This is a genomic window from Streptomyces prunicolor (assembly GCF_045162825.1).
GTDB lineage: Bacteria > Actinomycetota > Actinomycetes > Streptomycetales > Streptomycetaceae > Streptomyces > Streptomyces prunicolor.
The window spans coordinates 35,861-52,164 of record NZ_CP108676.1; the positions used below are offsets into that span (position 1 = coordinate 35,861).

The following is a 16,304-nucleotide window of genomic DNA, read 5'->3' on the forward strand; positions in this document are numbered from 1 at the left end:
GGAGAAGATGATCCGATGAAGCGCCGCAACCTGCTGCGCGGCGCACTGGCCGCCAACCTCACCGCTCCGGCCCTCGCCGCGCTCACCGCCGCCCGGACCGACGTCGACCAGACCCTCTCCCCCAACGTGCCCCAGGACCTGGCCGACCTGGAGGCCGCTGCCGAGAGCTACGGGTACGGCTACCACGACCAGCAGCCCACCCGCGTCCTGGCCGACACGGTCGTCGACTTCACCACTCTGCGCCCCCTGCTCGCCGTCCCGCAGCCCGCACCGGTCCGGGCCAGGCTGTGCCGGACGGCCGGGCAAATGGCCGGGATGACCGCGATCGTCCTGCACGACGTCGGCAACCGAGCGGAGTCCCGCGCCTGGTTCGCCACCGCCGCCCGGGCCGCCGCCGAATCCGGCGACAATCAGCTGTACGCCTGGGTCCGGGCACGCGAGGCGATGGTGCCGCTCAACTACGGCGCTCCGAAGGCGGCGGTCGAACTCGCCGAACAGGCCCGCCGCGCCGCCGGCACCCGGCCGACCGCCGCGGCAACGTTGGCGGCCGCGGTCGCCGCCCGCGCCTACGCCCTCAACCACCAGAGCGAGCAGGCCCGCACCGCGCTCGCGGCCGCCGACGCCCTGATGAACCGGCTCCCCGAAGGCGAGCGGTCGGACACGTGGCTGACGTACGGCGAACAGAAGCACCACGTGCACCTCAGCCACGCCTTCACCACGCTCGGAGACACCCGCCGCGCCTTCGAGAGCCAGCAGCGGGCGCTGGAACTGTCCGCGCCGACCAGCAGCACGCCCCGGACCCTGCTCAACATCGACACCGCCGCCTGCTCCCACCACGACGGCGACACCCAGCAGGCCTGCCGCCGCGCCGCCGCCGCGCTGACCGCGCTCCCGGACGGCTACCGCACCGGCCTGGTCCGCCGCCGCGCCCTGGACCTGCACGAAGCGATCCCCGCCCAACACCACCACGAACGCGCCGCAAAGGAGTTGCAGGACGCCCTCGCTGCTTGAGGTACAGACACCGGGGTTCTATTCAGCAGGGTTATCCGGCCACACGAGGCGCAGGACGACCGTCCGTCCTACTCCGGCATCCCGCATCGCCTGAACCCGGTGCTGGCCGTTAATGAAGCCGTTGCTGATGTAGTCGTCACCAGAAGGCTGGATGGCGACGGGCGGACAGTACAGGGAATAGAGCGCTGCTCGTTCCCACTTGCTCGCGCCGGCCACAGCAGCGTACGCATCGGCGTAGCGCCTCATGTCGTCCGCTTTCACATCCTCGTCTCGCGCACGCGAGAGCGCGGTGAGCGCCATGTCGTTGACGCGGTGCCAGTCGCCTGAGTGGTACCAGCAGCAGCGCCGCCGCAAGAGACGGTCCGTCCAGCTCCGCGCCCGGGATGTAGCGCCCGAACCACCGGACATGCATTCTTCGCGGAACGGGAGGGGCTGCGCCAAGCGCCGCAACTCGATCGCCTCGAACCGCAGCTCCGGCTCTGCTTCCGGCTCGGGCGGCAGGTATCCCTCGCCTCGGTCTTCAGCGACCGGTCCGCCGACCAGGTGCACGATCTGCTCGGTGCTGATCGTGCACCAGTGCGGCTGGTGCACCTGGTACTGCTCGCTCTCGCCGAAGGTGACCAGCTGGAAGGCGGGTTCTTGACCGAACGCGCCCGGGAACTGCCGCTCGATCCACACCGGCGGAAGTTCCTGGCCGGGGCAGTGCTGCTGCCATACCTCCGCTGCGCACAACTCGGCCTCGTTGGTCAGGCTAGGACTCTCATCCTCGGCCTGGGTTGCCACCGCCACTGCCCGCTGCCCGGGGGCGGTGAACAACTGCAGCCGAAACGAGGTCCGCCCCGCACGGAACATGTGGTCGTCCACAGTGCGCTCGCGCGAAGCAGCGAGGCGCAGTACACCCGCCACCGCCTCTCCGGACAGGCCGGGATCTGCTGTCTCAGGCCGGGCGGGCGGTGTGTCCCGGGGTGCGTCGTTCATGCCGCCATCATGACCGCCGATCGCCTCGGTCAAGCCGTACATGCACGACACAGTGGTCGTCTGGGAGCCCGCCGGGATCAAGGAGATCCCATCACCACCAGCGCCCCGTCGCCCTCGCCGGTGCTTGCAGGCTGCTCAGGATGCGCCTACAGGTCGAACTCCAGGTGCTCGATGTCGGTGAAGCGGACCTCCTCGAGGCTGCCGGCGCGGCGGCCGTTGTCCTGGAAGTACACCTCCTTGAGCGCGTCGGCCGCGATCTCCTTGAGTTCCTGGTCGGTGGCGCCGGCCTCCTGGGCGTCGAAGAGACGAGCCGCGTACTGCGGTGGCAGGGCGACGGTCAGGTGCCGGATGCGGTCCTGGTCCGTCGTCCCGATCGGTGCGGTGTAGCCGAGGCGGGCGCGGGTGTCGATGACGATGCCGCCGGTGCTCGCCGCCTTCGCGCGGGCCTTCGCCCGGATCTGCGGCTGCCACCGGGCCTTCACCTCACGCTCCAGCCGGGCGGCGAGGTCGGGGCGCGGCTTCTTGATCTGGTCCTTCACGTACCGCTCCACGGTGCGCTGGGAGACCCGCAGCATCTGGGCGACCGCCTTGGTGCCCCCCAACTGCTTGACCAGGTACCGCATCCGCGCGCCCGCGCTCTTGGGCGCGGGGCGGGTGAACGCCTTCTGCACCGCGGCGTCCAGGCCCTCCCCGAACATGGCCATCTCCTACTCTCCGTTGTCGACGCCGGTGACGGTGCCGTCCTTGATGTACCGGGCCAGGTTGAGTGCGGGGGCGTCGAACTGCTCGCGGACGCCTTCACCCCACAGCAGTTCCTGGGTGCCCTCCCACTTGACCAGGCCGGGGTTGATGCCGAGCTTGAAGCCGCCCGGCAGCGGCTTGCCGTCCCTGTACGGGAGGAAGTCCAGCGGGCTGGCGCCGTCGACCGCGTACACGACGCAGTCGGAGAGGATCGCGACGGGGTACTGCCTGGTGAACGCCGCATGCCTGATGATCTTCCGGTGGAAGTTGATGCGGGTGCGGGAGATGACCCCCGCGCGGATGTGCGGATTCCACGTCGGGCGGGACAGGGCCCGCCACGGCTCGCCCGGCTTCCAGCCCTCCCCGCGCGGGCGTTCACGCAGCTTACCCAGACCGCCCTTCACCGTCGCCTTGATCGCGGAGACGACGATCGCCAGGTCCGGGTCACGCTGCTGGTAGCCGTCCATCGCCGTCAGGAAATCGGCTGGCGCCAGGTCCGCGTCGACACCGAGATCGGCCATCGTGGCGAGGAAGGCGTCGCGCAGCCGGTTGTACCAGGAGTCCAGGTAACGCCCGCTCTCGTAGCGCACCCACGCCTCGACCGGCGTGACGTCGTAGCCGAGCTCCACCGCGTACGCCACCGTCGGCGTCGCGTACCAGGCCGGACCCGTCGGACGCTCACCCGACGGCGTGAACGGGCTCGGCAGCAGACCGCCGTCCAGGTCCACCCACGTGTCCTTGCCGACCTTCACCCTGGACAGGTCGACATGGGACAGGTCAACCAGCCACGAACCGGGCAGTTTCGCGTCGAAAACAGGGTTCGTGACGTGGGTCGGTGCACAGAGGCCGACGGTCAGGCCGTTGGCTCCGGCGGCGAAGGCCATGTTCACGTCGATGCCCACCAGGTGCCGCCGGGTGTATTCGGCGTCGGTGAACGGCCGCGCCCAGTCGTAGGCCTCCTCGAACAGCTTCTCCGCCGGACCGCGCACGTGGAACCGGGGCAGGTCCGCCAGCAGCGGGTGCCCGTCGGGAACCTCGCACGGCGCCGGGTCGACGGGGTCCTTGCCCAGCGAGCCGGGGTTGTGCTCGGAGTGCCGCTTGCCGTCGGCGTCCGGCGCGGAGGCACGGGTCGGCGGGTGCAGCGCGGTCATCAGCTCCAGCCCGGTGACGGCGGTGGAACCGCGCGGCGTCATCACCCGGGTCGCGTACACGCCCAGGAGCCGGGCGAGGTCCGCCGGCGCGAGCTGTGCGGCGTGGCCCCAACTGCGGGGATCGAGCGCGTTCCACGACGGGATACACAGCTGCACGCAGGCCCGCTCCGAACCCTGCGCTGGGCGGTAGATCCGCGCCCACGGCCCGAACCCCCGCTTGGTCAGCTTCCAGCCGGCGCGCACCAGTTGCTTGATGACCTTGTGGCCCTCAGGGAGCCGTCCGGCCAGCCGCTCCTCGTCGGTGAGGGCGGCGGGCAGACCGTAGCGCTCGCACGCGGCCTTCGTGAGCACGAGCAGCGGGTCGGCGTCCTTGCCCGGACCGCTGAGCTTGGGCTGCCCCAGCTTCGCCTCGGCCAGGGTCCAGTCGACCAGGGCCGGAACCGATTTGGCGGGTACGTCCAGGACCAGGCCGCCGACGCAGTACGCGAGGACCTCACCGTCGTCGTCGATGTCGACGACCGCGAGCGGCCCGTTGGCGAACCGCGGGTCGACGGCGGCCGCGGTGGTCGCCGGGGCGGTCTTCCTCACGGCCGGGCGCCTCGACGCAGACGACGGCCCGGCGGTGGTGGCCGGTCTCGATGCGGCGGCCGGGGCAAGGCTGGGGCGGGGCGGGGTGTTGTGTTCGGTGGCCGTGGCCGCAGCGTCGGATGTGGGGGCTGTGGAAGCAGCCCGGGACGGCGACGGCCCCGGCGCAGGAGTGGCAGGCTGCTGCGGTGTGGGCGGCCCCGGCAGGGAGCCGGGCTCGCTGCCGGAAGGCGCGGCGGGCGCAGGGTAGCGGTGTGCGAGGCCTTCAAGCAGCCTGCGGTAGCCCTCCAACCGCTCCCCTCTCGGCTCGGCCCGGCCCGCCTCCCACGCGGTGATGCTCGCCACGCGCACGCCGAGCACCTGAGCAACGGCGGCCGGCGTCAGGCCGGCCGCCTCCCGCAGCCGTACCCGCTCGGCCGGCACGGGCAGCACGGTGCCCTCGTCGACGGCAGCAAGCAGCGCATCGACCGCGGAGAACAACTCCGGCGGCTGGTTCGTCATCTGCAGCTCTTCCTCTGTCACCGCACGCCCTGCCGGATCTCTTCGAGCCGGGTCATCAGCCGCTGATAACGCTGCGAAGCGGCCTGGGAGGAGTTCAGCCCTTGATGCCCGGCAATCTGGCGCCAGTCCATGCCACACCGCCGCGCCTCGATGACGACCTGGGTCTCCAGCCGGTCCAGCTGCTCCCGCATCTCCTCGAACAAGCCCAGTGCGGCAGCCACATCATCCGCCGTCACCGCCAGCTCCCGCCCACCGCTTCCCCGACCGCCTGCAGCAGACGCCAGCAGCCGCCCCAGCAACAAGGCGTCTTCTTCCAGACGGCGTGCCGCAGTGGTGCCAGACGCAGGAGCATCCTCCAGCGCGGCCAGACGGTCACGGGCCTGCTGGCGGGAGTCTCGTGGCATACGGCCACCGTACCCCATACAGACAATTAAACAACGATTCGTTGTCTGATTGATGTCGTGGGCTGACGCGTAGCCCCGGGGAGCAGCGAAGGGCGCGCGCAACGGCTCTACCGCGGCCCGGCACAGGTCAGCACCCAGGAGCTGTCGGTCACCGGTGCCGTCTGTCCACGCAAGACTGGCCCGATGTCTCCGCCGGCGGGTGCAGCGCCCGCACGGTGGCGTAGGCGGTGAGGATGCGGTGGTCGCAGTGGCGCAGCAGATGCGCCAGGTCAACGGGCAGTTCGGCATGGTGTACCACGGTCACGTCCGTGCCGGTGCTGTGGTGCAGGGCCATCAGGTCCGCCCATACGCCCCATCCGATACGGTGCGCGCGCAGGACGGTCATCCGGTGCATGGCCGCGGCCTTCAGGGCGGCGCGCGCCGCCCGCTCCTGCGCGGATGTGTTGCCGCGGGCTGCGCACGACGGGGCTCTCAGGGGCCTGCCGTCGGCCACCGCGTGCAGGACGTCGTGCCACAGCAGCCGGTCGCCCCCGCCGACGGTGGGGTGGATGACGACCCGTCCCGCCGCCGGGTGGTGGGCGGCCAGCACAGTGCGGGTGAAGCGCACGTCGTCTGCGCGGTCCACGACCACGGTGAAGGGCGAACGGTTCGCCGTACGCAGCGCCTTGCCGGGCGGGCAACGCCTGGAGGCAGCCCGGCCGCACACCAGAACATCCACGGCGATCTCACCCAGCGGGTTGATCGGGTCCAGCAGCCCCACCGCAGTCCGCCTCCTCGCATTCCACTGCTACTCCCCCGTACCGGCGATGGGTCATGGGCCGCGTGCGGCCGGGTATCAGGTGGAGCCGCCCAGCCGGCCGAACGCCCACCGCAGCACCTCCCGGTCCACCCGTGGCCGGCCGGTGCGGGACAGCGCCAGACGCACGTGGGCCGTGAGGCGGGCCCAGTCACGGAAGTTACCGTGCGCGGCATGCTGGTCGGCGAAGGTGATGTCGTCCGGGTCAGCGTCGGCCCACACCGGGTGGAACAGCGGGATCGTCTCGCTGACCTCGCCGGGGGTGAGGCGGGTGAAGTGCTGCCAGATGAAGATCCGCGACGACAGCATCGGCTCGCGGCGCAGCACCGTGTGGCAGCCCTCGCCGCCCACGAAGATAACCGCGAGCCGGGTTGCGGGGTCGTCCCACAGATAGCGGAAGTACTCGAACGCCTCCCCGTTGAGCCACTGGGCCTCATCCACCAGGAAGGTGCGGGGGCGCTCGGCCAGGGCCGTCTTCAGCAGGCGGTCGAACTCACTGGGGTGGCGCGGCGGTGCCCCGGGCAGGTCGAGCGCGGTGAACAGCTCGTAGCGCACCGCGCGGGCGGTGGGACGGGCACGGAAAGCAAGCCGGCGGACATCCTCGCCAGGTTCGAGCTCACCCAGGCACATGTTGACGGCCAGGGTCTTGCCGAAGCCAGCCCCGCCGTGGATACACATCATCGCGCGGGCCGCGACCGTGTCGGCGATGTTCTCCCGCGCGGTGAGCAGAGCGCGGGTGGTGACCACGGACGCGTCCGGCAGATCGATGTACTGGTAGGAGGCCGCGCTCACAAGGCATCTCCGTCTTCATCGGTAGTGGGCTGTACGGTCCGCCCGTCCGGGCCGGGCTGAGCGGAATCGGAATCACGGCCGGATGGCACGGGGGCAGGCAGACCTGGTGTAGTCAGCACCGCCAGGGAAGCAGGGGTGCGCCACCCGGCCGGCGGCGCGGCGGGCGGGATGAGGTCCCGCAGCGCCAGATCGGACAGGTCGGTACCGGTGGCCTGGGCGAGTTCGGCCTCGGCCTGCGCGGTGGTCAGCGCGCCGAGCCGCCGGGGCGCCTCGGGCTGGGTGGCGGCGGCGTAGCGCTCGCGCTGGGAAGCCTGAAGGTCCTTCTTCAGACGGCGAACACGGGCGGACCGCGCTCGCCGTACGGCGCTGATCTGTTCGTCGGTGGCCTGGTCGGCCAGGTCCGCAGGACCGAGGTAGCGGCCGGTGGCCGCGTGGTAGACCTCGATGCGGTGGTCGTGGTGGGGCATGAAGCGGACCCGGACCTGGATCCCGGCCTGGCCGGTCATCCACGGCCCCACGTAGTCGCGCTTTTTGAAGCGGATGCCGCGGGTGGTCAGCGTGCGGGTGCCGGCGTCCTCCAGGGTGAACGTCCACAGGTCCGCGGCCGGCACGTCCCGCAGCGGGGTGGGATCGTCCTGCCACGCCTCAAGCGGCGTCTTGCCCCGCAACGGCGCCGGGCGGTGCTCGGTGTTCCACCAGAGCATCCAATCCAGCAGCCGGGTGGTGAAGTCCTCGAAGCCGAGCAGCACTTCGTCCTTCGGGCGGGAAGCCCGTTTGCCGGGACGCGGCTGGCGGGCATAGCCGGGCAGCGCGGCCAGGAACATGCTCTCCACCGCCCGGTTGAGGCCCTCCACCGTGCCCTTGAGGTGGGGGGTGTAGGCGGGCAGGTCCTCCACCGTCACGTCCAGGAGACCGAACGCGGCGGTCACCGTGCGGGACAGGAAGTCCCTGCCGCGGTCGACGCGTACCTTCTCCGGCAGACCCCCGAACGGACCGTAAGGCTCTTCGCGCAGGACCGCGGAACGCAGCGCGGACAACACCGACTCCCGCGACGGATCCCCCGGCGTGACGGCCACCCCTGTGATCGCGTTCGTCGCGCAGTCGGTGAACCACGTGATCCACGGCCGCCGCGCCACACCGTCGACTTCGACCAGCACCGGGGCCTGGACGTGGTCGGTCTCCCACACCTGGTTGCGCCAGCCCCGCGGCCGGGCCAGAAACACATCGTGCTTGCGCGCCGCCCGCTCCCCACCCGCAAGCCCCGCCCGCTCCCCCGGCGTCAGGTCCCGCTGGATCGCCCGGTGCAGCGTCGTCAGCGACGGCACATCCGACGGCAGACAAGTACCGGGTGGCGCCCCGGCCTGTGCACCGGCATCAGCTACGGGGCGCCCGGCCGCACGGGCAGCGAGCTCACGCTGCACCGCGGCGACATTGCCCTTCCACAACGCGAGCAGCGCACGGACCTCCGGCGTGATCGTGAACCTCGTCCTGGTCTGGGCCCGTGCGCCGGGCTCGTCCGCCGCCCGTTCGTCGAGGCCAGCTTCGGCCAGCCACCGCCACACCGTGCGCTCCGACACCCCCAGCGCATCCGCCGCCACCCGGACATGACCGGTCGTCAGCCCGCCCCGCACCCGCAGAGCCAGCAGCCGGCGCACCGCCACACCGCGCAGCGCGGTACGCGACGCCGCCGGAAGCCCGCCCCGTACAGCGCCGGCCGCACCGCTGTCTTCCCTCTCCCCCTCCTGTCCGCACATCCGCTCAGGCCGGGGGGCTCAGACGCCGGAACAGACCACGCAGCAGCGCCCGGTCCACCGTCGCATCCGGCACGGTCAGCAGCGCGTTCTGCAGGTGCGTCGTCAAGGCGGCCCAGGTGCGGAAGACGCCGTGCGTGCAGGACTCGTCGATCCACGCCACCTCCCCGCCACCGACGCCGGCCCACAGCGGATGAAAGGCGGACACCACCGCAGCCACCTCACCCGCGGCAAGACGCCCCACCTCCTGCCACGCGCAGACCCGCGACGCCAGCTGCGGCACACGCGCCACCGAGCGCTCGCTGCCCGCCCCGCACAGCACCAGCGCCATCCGGACATGCGGGTGGTCCCACAACGACTGCAGATACTCCAGACACGGCACCGGCAACCGCTGCGCCTCATCCACCACCAGCACCCGAGCCCCGTCCAGGACCCCGGCGATCCGCTCATCGGCCTCCGCCGAACGGTGCGGAAACCGGCCCGGCAACACCAGAGCCTCGAACACCGCCCGCCGCAGTTCCGACACCGACGCACGCACCGGCACCCGCACCCACGACACACCCCAGCCCACCGGCGGACCCGACAGCGCCATCCGCAGCGCCACCGTCTTTCCCCGCCCCGCATCCCCGAACACACACGCCGCGCCCCCGGCCGCCATCGCCTGCCCCACCGCCTCGGCCACCGCACGCACCGACGCCGTACGCACCGCCTGAGCCCCCACCGGCAGCACCACGCCCGGCGCCCCGCCACCAATCCCGCCTCCCGCGCTGCGGGCGTCAGCCCAGCCGGACCAGCCGCTGCAGAAGCAGACGGCGCGCCGGTACCGACACCCGCGACGGCGAGGTCTGCCAGAGCCTGCCGGGTCTCCCGCTCAGTCCGCGCCCGGGATACCGCGGCACGCTCCGGCAACACCCGCCCCGCAGCCAGCTCACGCTGCACCGCCCGGTACACCGAGGCCAGCGACACCACCGCAACCCCGTCCCCGCACTCCTCCAAATGCCGGTACAGCACAGACACATTGCCGCCCGCCTGCGCCAGCACCTCCCACGCCTGCTCCGACAACTCAAACCGCGAACGCCTGCGACGCTCCACACGACCCTCACTGCGCGCCGCCTCCACCCACCGCCACACCGTCCGCGGATGCACCCCCGCCAACCGCGCCCCCGCCCGCACATGCGCCGACGTCACGCCACCAGCCGCATCAAGCTCCAGCAACCGCCCCACCAACACCGGCCGCGACACCGACGCCAGACCCTCAAGCTCCCACTCCCCCACACGGCCCTCCCCGGCCACCCGCCCGACAGAAGACCACCGTGAACCCGCCCACCCCGCAAAAAGATCAAAAGCACCGTTCCCATGACAGCGACACGAGATGGGGTGTACCACCCCACGGCAGTGGCATCGGCAACAAATACCACCCCACGTCAGTGACCCCGCTCAGCCTCAGCGCCCACCAGCAAAAACACACCAGCCTGACACCCCGTCACTGACACCCACCCACTGACACCAAACCGGCACATCGCACCGAAGCTGGTCCCGCCCAGTGGCCCGTCCGTCCTCGCGGCACCCTGGGCCCGTGTGCCGAGGCCACTGTGAGGACCAGCAGAAACGGATCCGTGCACTGGGACTGAAACCGGCTGAGGTGACCTCAGGTGACCTCCGGCTTGGCGAAGGAGCCGAGAGGCAGCTTGCGAAAGAGATCAGCTCTTCAGCCGTTCTCGGGGAACCGGTTTGCTTGGATTCCGCTGGCATCCCTTGCGAAAGCGCCCGCCGGGACGGCGGACACGAGACCGGGGTGGAGTGACCCATCACCCCGGCCTGCTGCGGACGCTCCCCTGCGGGCGGAGACAACCTCGTCGCTGATCTGCCGCATCGCAAGCCGCTATGGGATGGAAGCGAAGGTGTTGCGGTCGTGCTGGCACTGGCGCAACTACCCACCCGGGCACGACGGCGGGGGCGCGCGGGCCACGTTCGTCTACGCGGGCATCGACGTCACCGACAGCGCCGTGTTCACCGGGGTGCGCGGCGCGCAGCTGGCCGGGCGCGCCTCCCTGATCGACTGCGGGGCACTGCCCGCACGCGCCGGCAAGCGAGAGCCGTTCCGGGAGCTGATCGCCTCCCTCGAGCAGGCCCTCGACCTGCACGCCCACCGGGCGGGCAGCCTGCCGAAGCTGGCCCCCTACCTGCACGAGCGGACCGCCGGCCGGATCGGCAGCCTCTCCCGCCTGATCCGCCAAGCCGCCATCGAAGCCATCCTCGACAGCAGCGAACGCATCACCAAGACACTCCTGGACGGCATCGCGCTCGACCACCTCGCCGAAGAGCACTACCGCCCCCGCAACCCCGCCCGCCGCCGCACCCGCGCCAGCGGCCGGTGACCTCCCCGGCCGCAACCAGGCCATCGCCCCCGGTGCGGGCCGCCACCATGTGGCCATCCGTGCCCGGCCCGCTGCGCGTACGGCCGCTGCCCGGCGAGGCCACCGCCTCCTACCTCACCCGCCTCGCCGCCACCTACCGCCTCAGCCCCGCCCAGCTCCTCGACGGTCTCTGCATCACCGTCACCGGCACCGAGCATGCCCCGCCCGCCGCCGAGATCCGCCTCAACGCCGAAGCCGCCCGCCGCCTGTCCGGCTTCACCCGCATCCCCATCACACACCTCACCCGCGCCCTGCCCCATCTGCGCCCGCCCGCGCCCTCGTCGGCCCACACCGGCGCGCACGGCACCGCCACCGCCCACTGGCATGTGGTCGAACCCGCCCTGCAGCCGCTGCCGGCGTGTATCGCCTGCACCATCCGCCGCAGCCCGCACACGGCAGCCCCCGCGTGGATCCACCCGTCGCCGGGCCTGCCCCGGATCATGATCTGCACCCGCCACCAGCAGGCATCGAGCGACCCCCGGCATCCCGCGCCCCTCGACATCCGAGCTGTCCCCGAACTCACCCAAGCCCACCTGAGCGCGCGCCGCCCGGCCACACCGGTCTCCCTGAGCTGGGCATCGACGATCACGACACGCTGGTACGACCACCAACAGCACCTACACGAACGCTGGCACACACGCCTGCACCGGCTCACCGCCACCAACCCCCGCATGTCCCCGGGCCCGGCCTCCCCCGCCCTGACCTGCCGCGAACTGATCACCTACCCCGAGACCCTCACCCTCGCCACGGCCCTCGACCGCCTGCCCCCCAACCCCCTGACACGCACACAGCAGACCGCCTTCCTCCACCAACTCGCCGGCCGCCTCCAACTCCCCGCCTCGCACCCGCCGACCACGACCTGCTCTGGAAACGCCTGACCACCCGCTGAACCACCCACGTGCCCCTGCTGCCCCGACCTCAGCAAATCGGCCGACAAGTCCCCCTACCTGTAGGCGCGCCAACCACCCTGCGCAAAAACCACTGCCCCACCCAGCACACTGCGCAACACCAAACAGCCAGCTCAGCCCACGCACCACGCGTCACCGACCCACCAGCCCCGCACCAGCCGTTCCGACAAGGCGAACACACCGCTCAGTACAGCTGAACAACAGCAGGCCACAACCAAGATCACTAAGCAGCAGCACCAGCTACGCCACAGGCAGGCAGGGGGGTTATCGGGCCGCGTCGATCGCGCACTCGGCGGCCGGTGCGGTGGTTTCGGGGTCGCCGGGCGCAGACCCGGCCGCTGTCCGGGCCCGGGGGGTCACGGTCGCGGTTGCGGGCGTCTCGCCGTCGCCGTTGTCCGCGTCCGGCGCCGGGGCCCTCTCCCCCCGCTCGATCAGCCCCAGTGCCACCCCGGTGACGATGATGACGCCGCCTGTTGCCTGGGCCAGCCGGATCGTCTCCCCGTTGATCACGACGGCGCCGATGACGCCGATGACCGGAACCAGGTTGAGGATGTTCACGGCGACGCTCGGCGGCATCCGGCGCAGGCCGTAGTTGTAGAGCAGGAAGCCGCCGACCGAGCACGCCACGGCCAGGTAGACGAGCAGTGACGAGGCGGTCGCGCCCGGCATCCGCCAGTCGCCGGCCTCCAGCAGGGAGGCGAGGAGGAATCCCGCCGCGCCCGCCAGGGTCTGGTAGTACGTGACGCTCACGGCGTTCTGGCCGGCGCTCACGCGCTTGGTGAGCACGTTGTACCCGGCCCAGGCCAGTCCGCCGAGCAGCAGGAGGATGTCTCCCGCCCACCGTGAGCTTCCGCCGACCTCGGCTCCGTTGCGTACGACGAGGAAGGCGCCGGCGGTGGCCAGCAGCACGCCCGTCACCCGCAGCAGCGGCATCCTGGTGCGCAGGAGGACCAGTTCCAGCAGCATCGTCATCATGGGGTAGGTGGCCACGATCAGGGACGCGTCGGAGGCCGTGGACAGATCGACGCCGACGTTCTCCAGGACGAAGTACACGGTGATGCCGAGGAATCCGCTCAGGTAGAGCTGCCGGCGCTGGCGGGCGTCCGGCCGGGCGGGGCGGTGCCGGTTCAGGCGTATGAGCAGGCCCAGCAGCAGGGCCGCCAGGGTGAACCGGATGGCGCCGATGCTGAGCGGGCCGACCTCGTCCAGCAGCTGTTTGGTCACCGCGTACGAACTGCTCCAGAACAGGGCGGCCGCCACCACCGCACAGACCGCCCTCGCGCTGGGCCCTCGCTCACGCATCCGAAGTCGCCTCCCTCTACCACCGCTACCACCGCCGGACACGCAGACATACAGCCAGCGTCCGAACAAAAATCAGCCGATCCATCAGGAGGCTAACAAGATTCGCAAATAAGCTGCGTACAATCCGAATTACCTTCGGATTTTGCAGAGTGAGGCACGTGTGGACGAACTAGATTCGGCGTTGGTACGGATGCTCCAGGAGGACGGACGGCGCACCAACCGGGACATGGCCCAGGCGCTCCGCATCGCCCCGTCCACCTGTCTGGAGCGGATCCGGTCGCTGCGCGAGCGCGGCATCCTGACGGGGTTTCACGCGGAGGCCGACCTCGCGGCGATCGGCCGGGGCCTGCAGGCCGTGATCGCCGTACGGGTCCGGCCGCCGACGCGTGCGGTGATCGAGGCCTTCCAGACCTTCCTGGAGCAGATGCCCGAGGTGATATCGCTCTTCGTCCTCACCGGGAACGACGACTTCCTGGTGCACGTCGCCGTCCGCGACACCGACCATCTGCACGCGGTGGTCCTGGACAAGCTGACGAAGCGTCCGGAACTCGCCGACGTACGGACCTCGGTGGTCTACGGGCACATGCGCAAGAAGGTCATCGGGCCGGCCTGACGCCCGCGGGGACCCCTCGCGGGCGGGTCAGCGGGCCGGTGGTGCGGTCTCCTTCGCCGCCGTGATCAGCAGGTCGTTGGCGTCGGGGCTGCCCAGGGTGACCCGCAGACCGCTGCCCGGGAAGGCCCGGACCAGCAGACCGCGCCGCTCCCACCGCGCCGCCACCGACTCCGCCTCGCCCGTCGCCAGCCACAGGAAGTTGGTCTCGCTGGGCAGCACCTCCCAGCCCAGCCCCAGGAGCGCCTCACGGGTCCGCTCCCGCTCCGCCACGATCCGTTCCACCCGTTCGAAGAGCTCCGTCTCCACGCTCAGCGCGGCCAGCGCGGCCTCCTCGGCGATGCGGCCGACCCCGCACGGCACGGCGCACTTGCGCAGCGCCTCGGCGATCACCGGCTGGGCGACGCCGTAGCCGACGCGCAGCCCGGCCAGCCCGTAGGCCTTCGAAAAGGTGCGCAGCACCAGCAGGTTGGGCCGCTCGTGGTGCAGCGCGACACCGTCGGCAGCGCCCGGCGAGCGGTAGAACTCGAAGTACGCCTCGTCCAGGACGACCAGGACATCACCGGGCACCCGGTCCAGGAACCGCTCGAGTTCGGCGGTGCCGACGGCGGTGCCGGTGGGGTTGTTGGGCTCGCACAGGAAGACGGCCCTGGTCCTGGGGGTGATGGCGGCGGCCATGGCGTCCAGGTCGTGCACGCCTTCGGCGAGCGGCACCTCCACCGGGACGGCCCCCGCCATCCGCGCCACGATCGGGTACGCCTCGAACGACGGCCAGGCGTAGACGACTTCGTCACCCGGCTCCAGCATGGCCTGGCCGACCTGCTGGTAGATGCCGACCGAGCCGGGGCCGGTGACCAGATGCCCGCGCGGGACGTCGAGCCGCCGGGCGAGGGCGTCCGTCAGCCGCTCGGGGTGGATGGTCGGGTAGTGGTTGCTCTGCGCCGCCGCCCGGGCGATGGCCTCCCGCACGGAGGGCAGCGGCGGGTAGGGGTTCTCGTTGAGGAACAGCCGGTGGGAGGGGCCCTCGGCGGGCGGGGCCGGCGGCTTGGGCACATAGGCCGGGATGCCGGCGAGCACCGTGCGGGGCGCGGGGGCGGCCGCACCCGGGGTACCCCGGGTGCGGGGTGCGCCCGGGGCATCTGCCGTACTGGCTGTGCCGGCTGTGCCGGTCGTGCCGGTCGTGCCGGCTGTGCTGGTTGTGCCGGCTGTGCTGGTTGTGCTCATGACGGATTCGGTGTCCTCTCGGTCGTGTCAGTCCTGGTCCCAGGCTTGGCCGAGCCCCTGGGCGGCAGCCGCCCGGGCGATCGCGAAGCCGGACATGATGTCCTGCACGCCGAGCCCGAGCGACTTGAAGACGGTGATCTCCCGCTCGTCGCGGCGGCCCGGATGCCGGCCGAGCAGCACCTCGCCCAGCTCGGCCAGGATGTGGTCGGGCCCGACCAGCCCGGCGTCCAGCGGCGCCTTCAGGTCGCCGGACTCGGCGAGCGCCGACCGGCGGCTGTCCACGAAGAACGCCGACCGCGCCACCGTCTGGGCCGACAGCTCGCGGTGGTCCACGAAGGAAGCCCCGGCCGCGTTGACATGGGCGCCCGGGGCGAGGTCGCCGGCCTCGACGAGGGGCTCCCTGGCGGCGGTCGTGGTGCACACGATGTCGGCCCCGGCCAGGGCGGCGGCCGGGCGGTCCATCACCTCGACCTCGATGCCGGGTTCCTTGGCGGCCCACTGGCGGTAGGCCTCGGCGTTGGCGGCAGTCCGGCTCCACACCCGTACCCGGCGCAGCTCGCGGACCACGGCCATGGCCTCCAGGTGGCTGCGGGCCTGCACCCCGGAGCCGAGGATCGCCAGGTCACCGGCGTCGGGCCGGGCCAGTGCGGCGGTCGCCACCGCCGAGACCGCGGCCGTCCGTACGGCCGTCACCGCGCCTGCGTCCATCAGGGCGAGCGGGGCACCGGTCTCCGGGTCGAAGACCATGACGATCCCGATGTGCAGGTCCAGGCCGCGCGCCAGGTTCTCCGGCTTGAGCACCATGGCCTTCAGTCCGTATCCGGCCAGGTCCGCACCGGCCACGAAGCCCGGCATGGTGCCGAGCAGCCCGCTGTCGCGCTCGGGGCGCAGGATGGTGCGCAGCGGCTGGTCGACGAGGCCGGAGCTGTAGCGGCGCATGGCCTCGGCCATGACCTCGGTGGCGCGCTCCAGGGGGTAGACCCGGCGGACCGTGGCACGGTCGATCAAGAGCATGTGCGGGCGTTTCCTTCCTCGGTGTTCCTCGGGGGCGGGGCAGGCGTGGTGCAGAGGTGGTACGGGGGTGATGCGGGGGTGATGCGGGGGCCGGGCAGAGGCGGTGCGGGGGTGGTGCG

The 16,304-nt window shown here is 71.6% G+C and carries 14 protein-coding genes and 1 pseudogene; 4 read left to right on the forward strand and 11 right to left on the reverse strand.

Annotated elements, in window-relative coordinates; all coding sequences use genetic code 11:
- Positions 1–15: 15 nt before the first annotated feature.
- Positions 16–1,011, forward strand: coding sequence for a hypothetical protein (locus OG588_RS00155; RefSeq protein ID WP_405945446.1), 996 nt, complete (start codon positions 16–18; stop codon positions 1,009–1,011).
- Between the two features lie 18 nt (positions 1,012–1,029).
- Here OG588_RS00155 and OG588_RS00160 read toward each other — a convergent pair whose 3' ends face one another.
- From OG588_RS00160 to OG588_RS00195, 8 genes are all read right to left on the reverse strand, one after another.
- Positions 1,030–2,031: a hypothetical protein gene (locus OG588_RS00160; RefSeq protein WP_405945447.1), complete on the reverse strand. Its 1,002-nt coding sequence runs from the start codon at positions 2,029–2,031 to the stop codon at positions 1,030–1,032.
- Positions 2,032–2,135: 104 nt separating this feature from the next.
- Positions 2,136–2,693, reverse strand: coding sequence for a telomere-protecting terminal protein Tpg (gene tpg / locus OG588_RS00165; RefSeq protein WP_405945448.1), 558 nt, complete (start codon positions 2,691–2,693; stop codon positions 2,136–2,138).
- A gap of 3 nt (positions 2,694–2,696) precedes the next feature.
- Positions 2,697–4,967 (reverse strand): telomere-associated protein Tap, encoded by a 2,271-nt coding sequence (gene tap / locus OG588_RS00170; RefSeq protein ID WP_405945449.1) that lies wholly within the window; start codon positions 4,965–4,967, stop codon positions 2,697–2,699.
- A 17-nt stretch (positions 4,968–4,984) separates the two neighbouring features.
- Entirely contained in the window at positions 4,985–5,371 is a 387-nt protein-coding gene (locus tag OG588_RS00175) for a hypothetical protein (protein WP_405945450.1), read from the reverse strand.
- Positions 5,372–5,519: 148 nt separating this feature from the next.
- Positions 5,520–6,131 (reverse strand): hypothetical protein, encoded by a 612-nt coding sequence (locus OG588_RS00180; protein WP_405945451.1) that lies wholly within the window; start codon positions 6,129–6,131, stop codon positions 5,520–5,522.
- 75 nt (positions 6,132–6,206) lie between these two features.
- Positions 6,207–6,959: an ATP-binding protein gene (locus tag OG588_RS00185; protein ID WP_317775403.1), complete on the reverse strand. Its 753-nt coding sequence runs from the start codon at positions 6,957–6,959 to the stop codon at positions 6,207–6,209.
- Entirely contained in the window at positions 6,956–8,614 is a 1,659-nt protein-coding gene (locus OG588_RS00190; RefSeq protein ID WP_405953027.1) for a Mu transposase C-terminal domain-containing protein, read from the reverse strand. Before OG588_RS00190 ends, OG588_RS00185 begins: the two co-directional genes overlap by 4 nt.
- 103 nt (positions 8,615–8,717) lie before the next feature.
- On the reverse strand, positions 8,718–9,443 hold the full coding sequence (locus tag OG588_RS00195) for an AAA family ATPase (RefSeq protein WP_405945452.1): 726 nt from the start codon (positions 9,441–9,443) through the stop codon (positions 8,718–8,720).
- Between the two features lie 1,231 nt (positions 9,444–10,674).
- Here OG588_RS00195 and OG588_RS00200 point away from each other — a divergent pair.
- Together OG588_RS00200 and OG588_RS00205 are read left to right on the forward strand one after the other, a co-directional pair.
- Positions 10,675–11,088: pseudogene (locus tag OG588_RS00200) on the forward strand (ATP/GTP-binding protein); the annotation flags it as partial.
- A gap of 59 nt (positions 11,089–11,147) precedes the next feature.
- Positions 11,148–12,005, forward strand: coding sequence for a TniQ family protein (locus OG588_RS00205; RefSeq protein WP_405945453.1), 858 nt, complete (start codon positions 11,148–11,150; stop codon positions 12,003–12,005).
- Between the two features lie 294 nt (positions 12,006–12,299).
- Here the strand turns inward: OG588_RS00205 and OG588_RS00210 are convergent, their stop codons facing one another.
- Positions 12,300–13,337, reverse strand: a complete 1,038-nt coding sequence (locus tag OG588_RS00210) for a DMT family transporter (protein ID WP_405945454.1) — start codon at positions 13,335–13,337, stop codon at positions 12,300–12,302.
- A gap of 160 nt (positions 13,338–13,497) precedes the next feature.
- Between OG588_RS00210 and OG588_RS00215 the strand changes: the two genes are divergently transcribed.
- Positions 13,498–13,950: an Lrp/AsnC family transcriptional regulator gene (locus tag OG588_RS00215; RefSeq protein ID WP_366095571.1), complete on the forward strand. Its 453-nt coding sequence runs from the start codon at positions 13,498–13,500 to the stop codon at positions 13,948–13,950.
- Between the two features lie 27 nt (positions 13,951–13,977).
- On the opposite strand, the gene OG588_RS00220 is transcribed toward OG588_RS00215, so the two are convergent.
- Positions 13,978–15,171: a histidinol-phosphate transaminase gene (locus tag OG588_RS00220; RefSeq protein ID WP_405945455.1), complete on the reverse strand. Its 1,194-nt coding sequence runs from the start codon at positions 15,169–15,171 to the stop codon at positions 13,978–13,980.
- Positions 15,172–15,198: 27 nt separating this feature from the next.
- Entirely contained in the window at positions 15,199–16,185 is a 987-nt protein-coding gene (locus tag OG588_RS00225) for an ornithine cyclodeaminase family protein (RefSeq protein ID WP_405945456.1), read from the reverse strand.
- Between the last annotated feature and the right edge of the window lie 119 nt (positions 16,186–16,304).

Excerpts from the sequence above, each read along its gene's own strand:
- OG588_RS00155 (WP_405945446.1), top strand. The coding sequence starts at position 16 with ATGAAGCGCCGCAACCTGCTGCGCGGCGCACTGGCCGCCAACCTCACC.
- tap (WP_405945449.1), bottom strand. The coding sequence starts at position 4,967 with ATGACGAACCAGCCGCCGGAGTTGTTCTCCGCGGTCGATGCGCTGCTT.
- OG588_RS00210 (WP_405945454.1), bottom strand. The coding sequence starts at position 13,337 with ATGCGTGAGCGAGGGCCCAGCGCGAGGGCGGTCTGTGCGGTGGTGGCG.
- OG588_RS00175 (WP_405945450.1), bottom strand. The coding sequence starts at position 5,371 with ATGCCACGAGACTCCCGCCAGCAGGCCCGTGACCGTCTGGCCGCGCTG.
- tpg (WP_405945448.1), bottom strand. The coding sequence starts at position 2,693 with ATGGCCATGTTCGGGGAGGGCCTGGACGCCGCGGTGCAGAAGGCGTTC.
- OG588_RS00225 (WP_405945456.1), bottom strand. The coding sequence starts at position 16,185 with ATGCTCTTGATCGACCGTGCCACGGTCCGCCGGGTCTACCCCCTGGAG.
- OG588_RS00160 (WP_405945447.1), bottom strand. The coding sequence starts at position 2,031 with ATGTACGGCTTGACCGAGGCGATCGGCGGTCATGATGGCGGCATGAAC.
- OG588_RS00220 (WP_405945455.1), bottom strand. The coding sequence starts at position 15,171 with ATGAGCACAACCAGCACAGCCGGCACAACCAGCACAGCCGGCACGACC.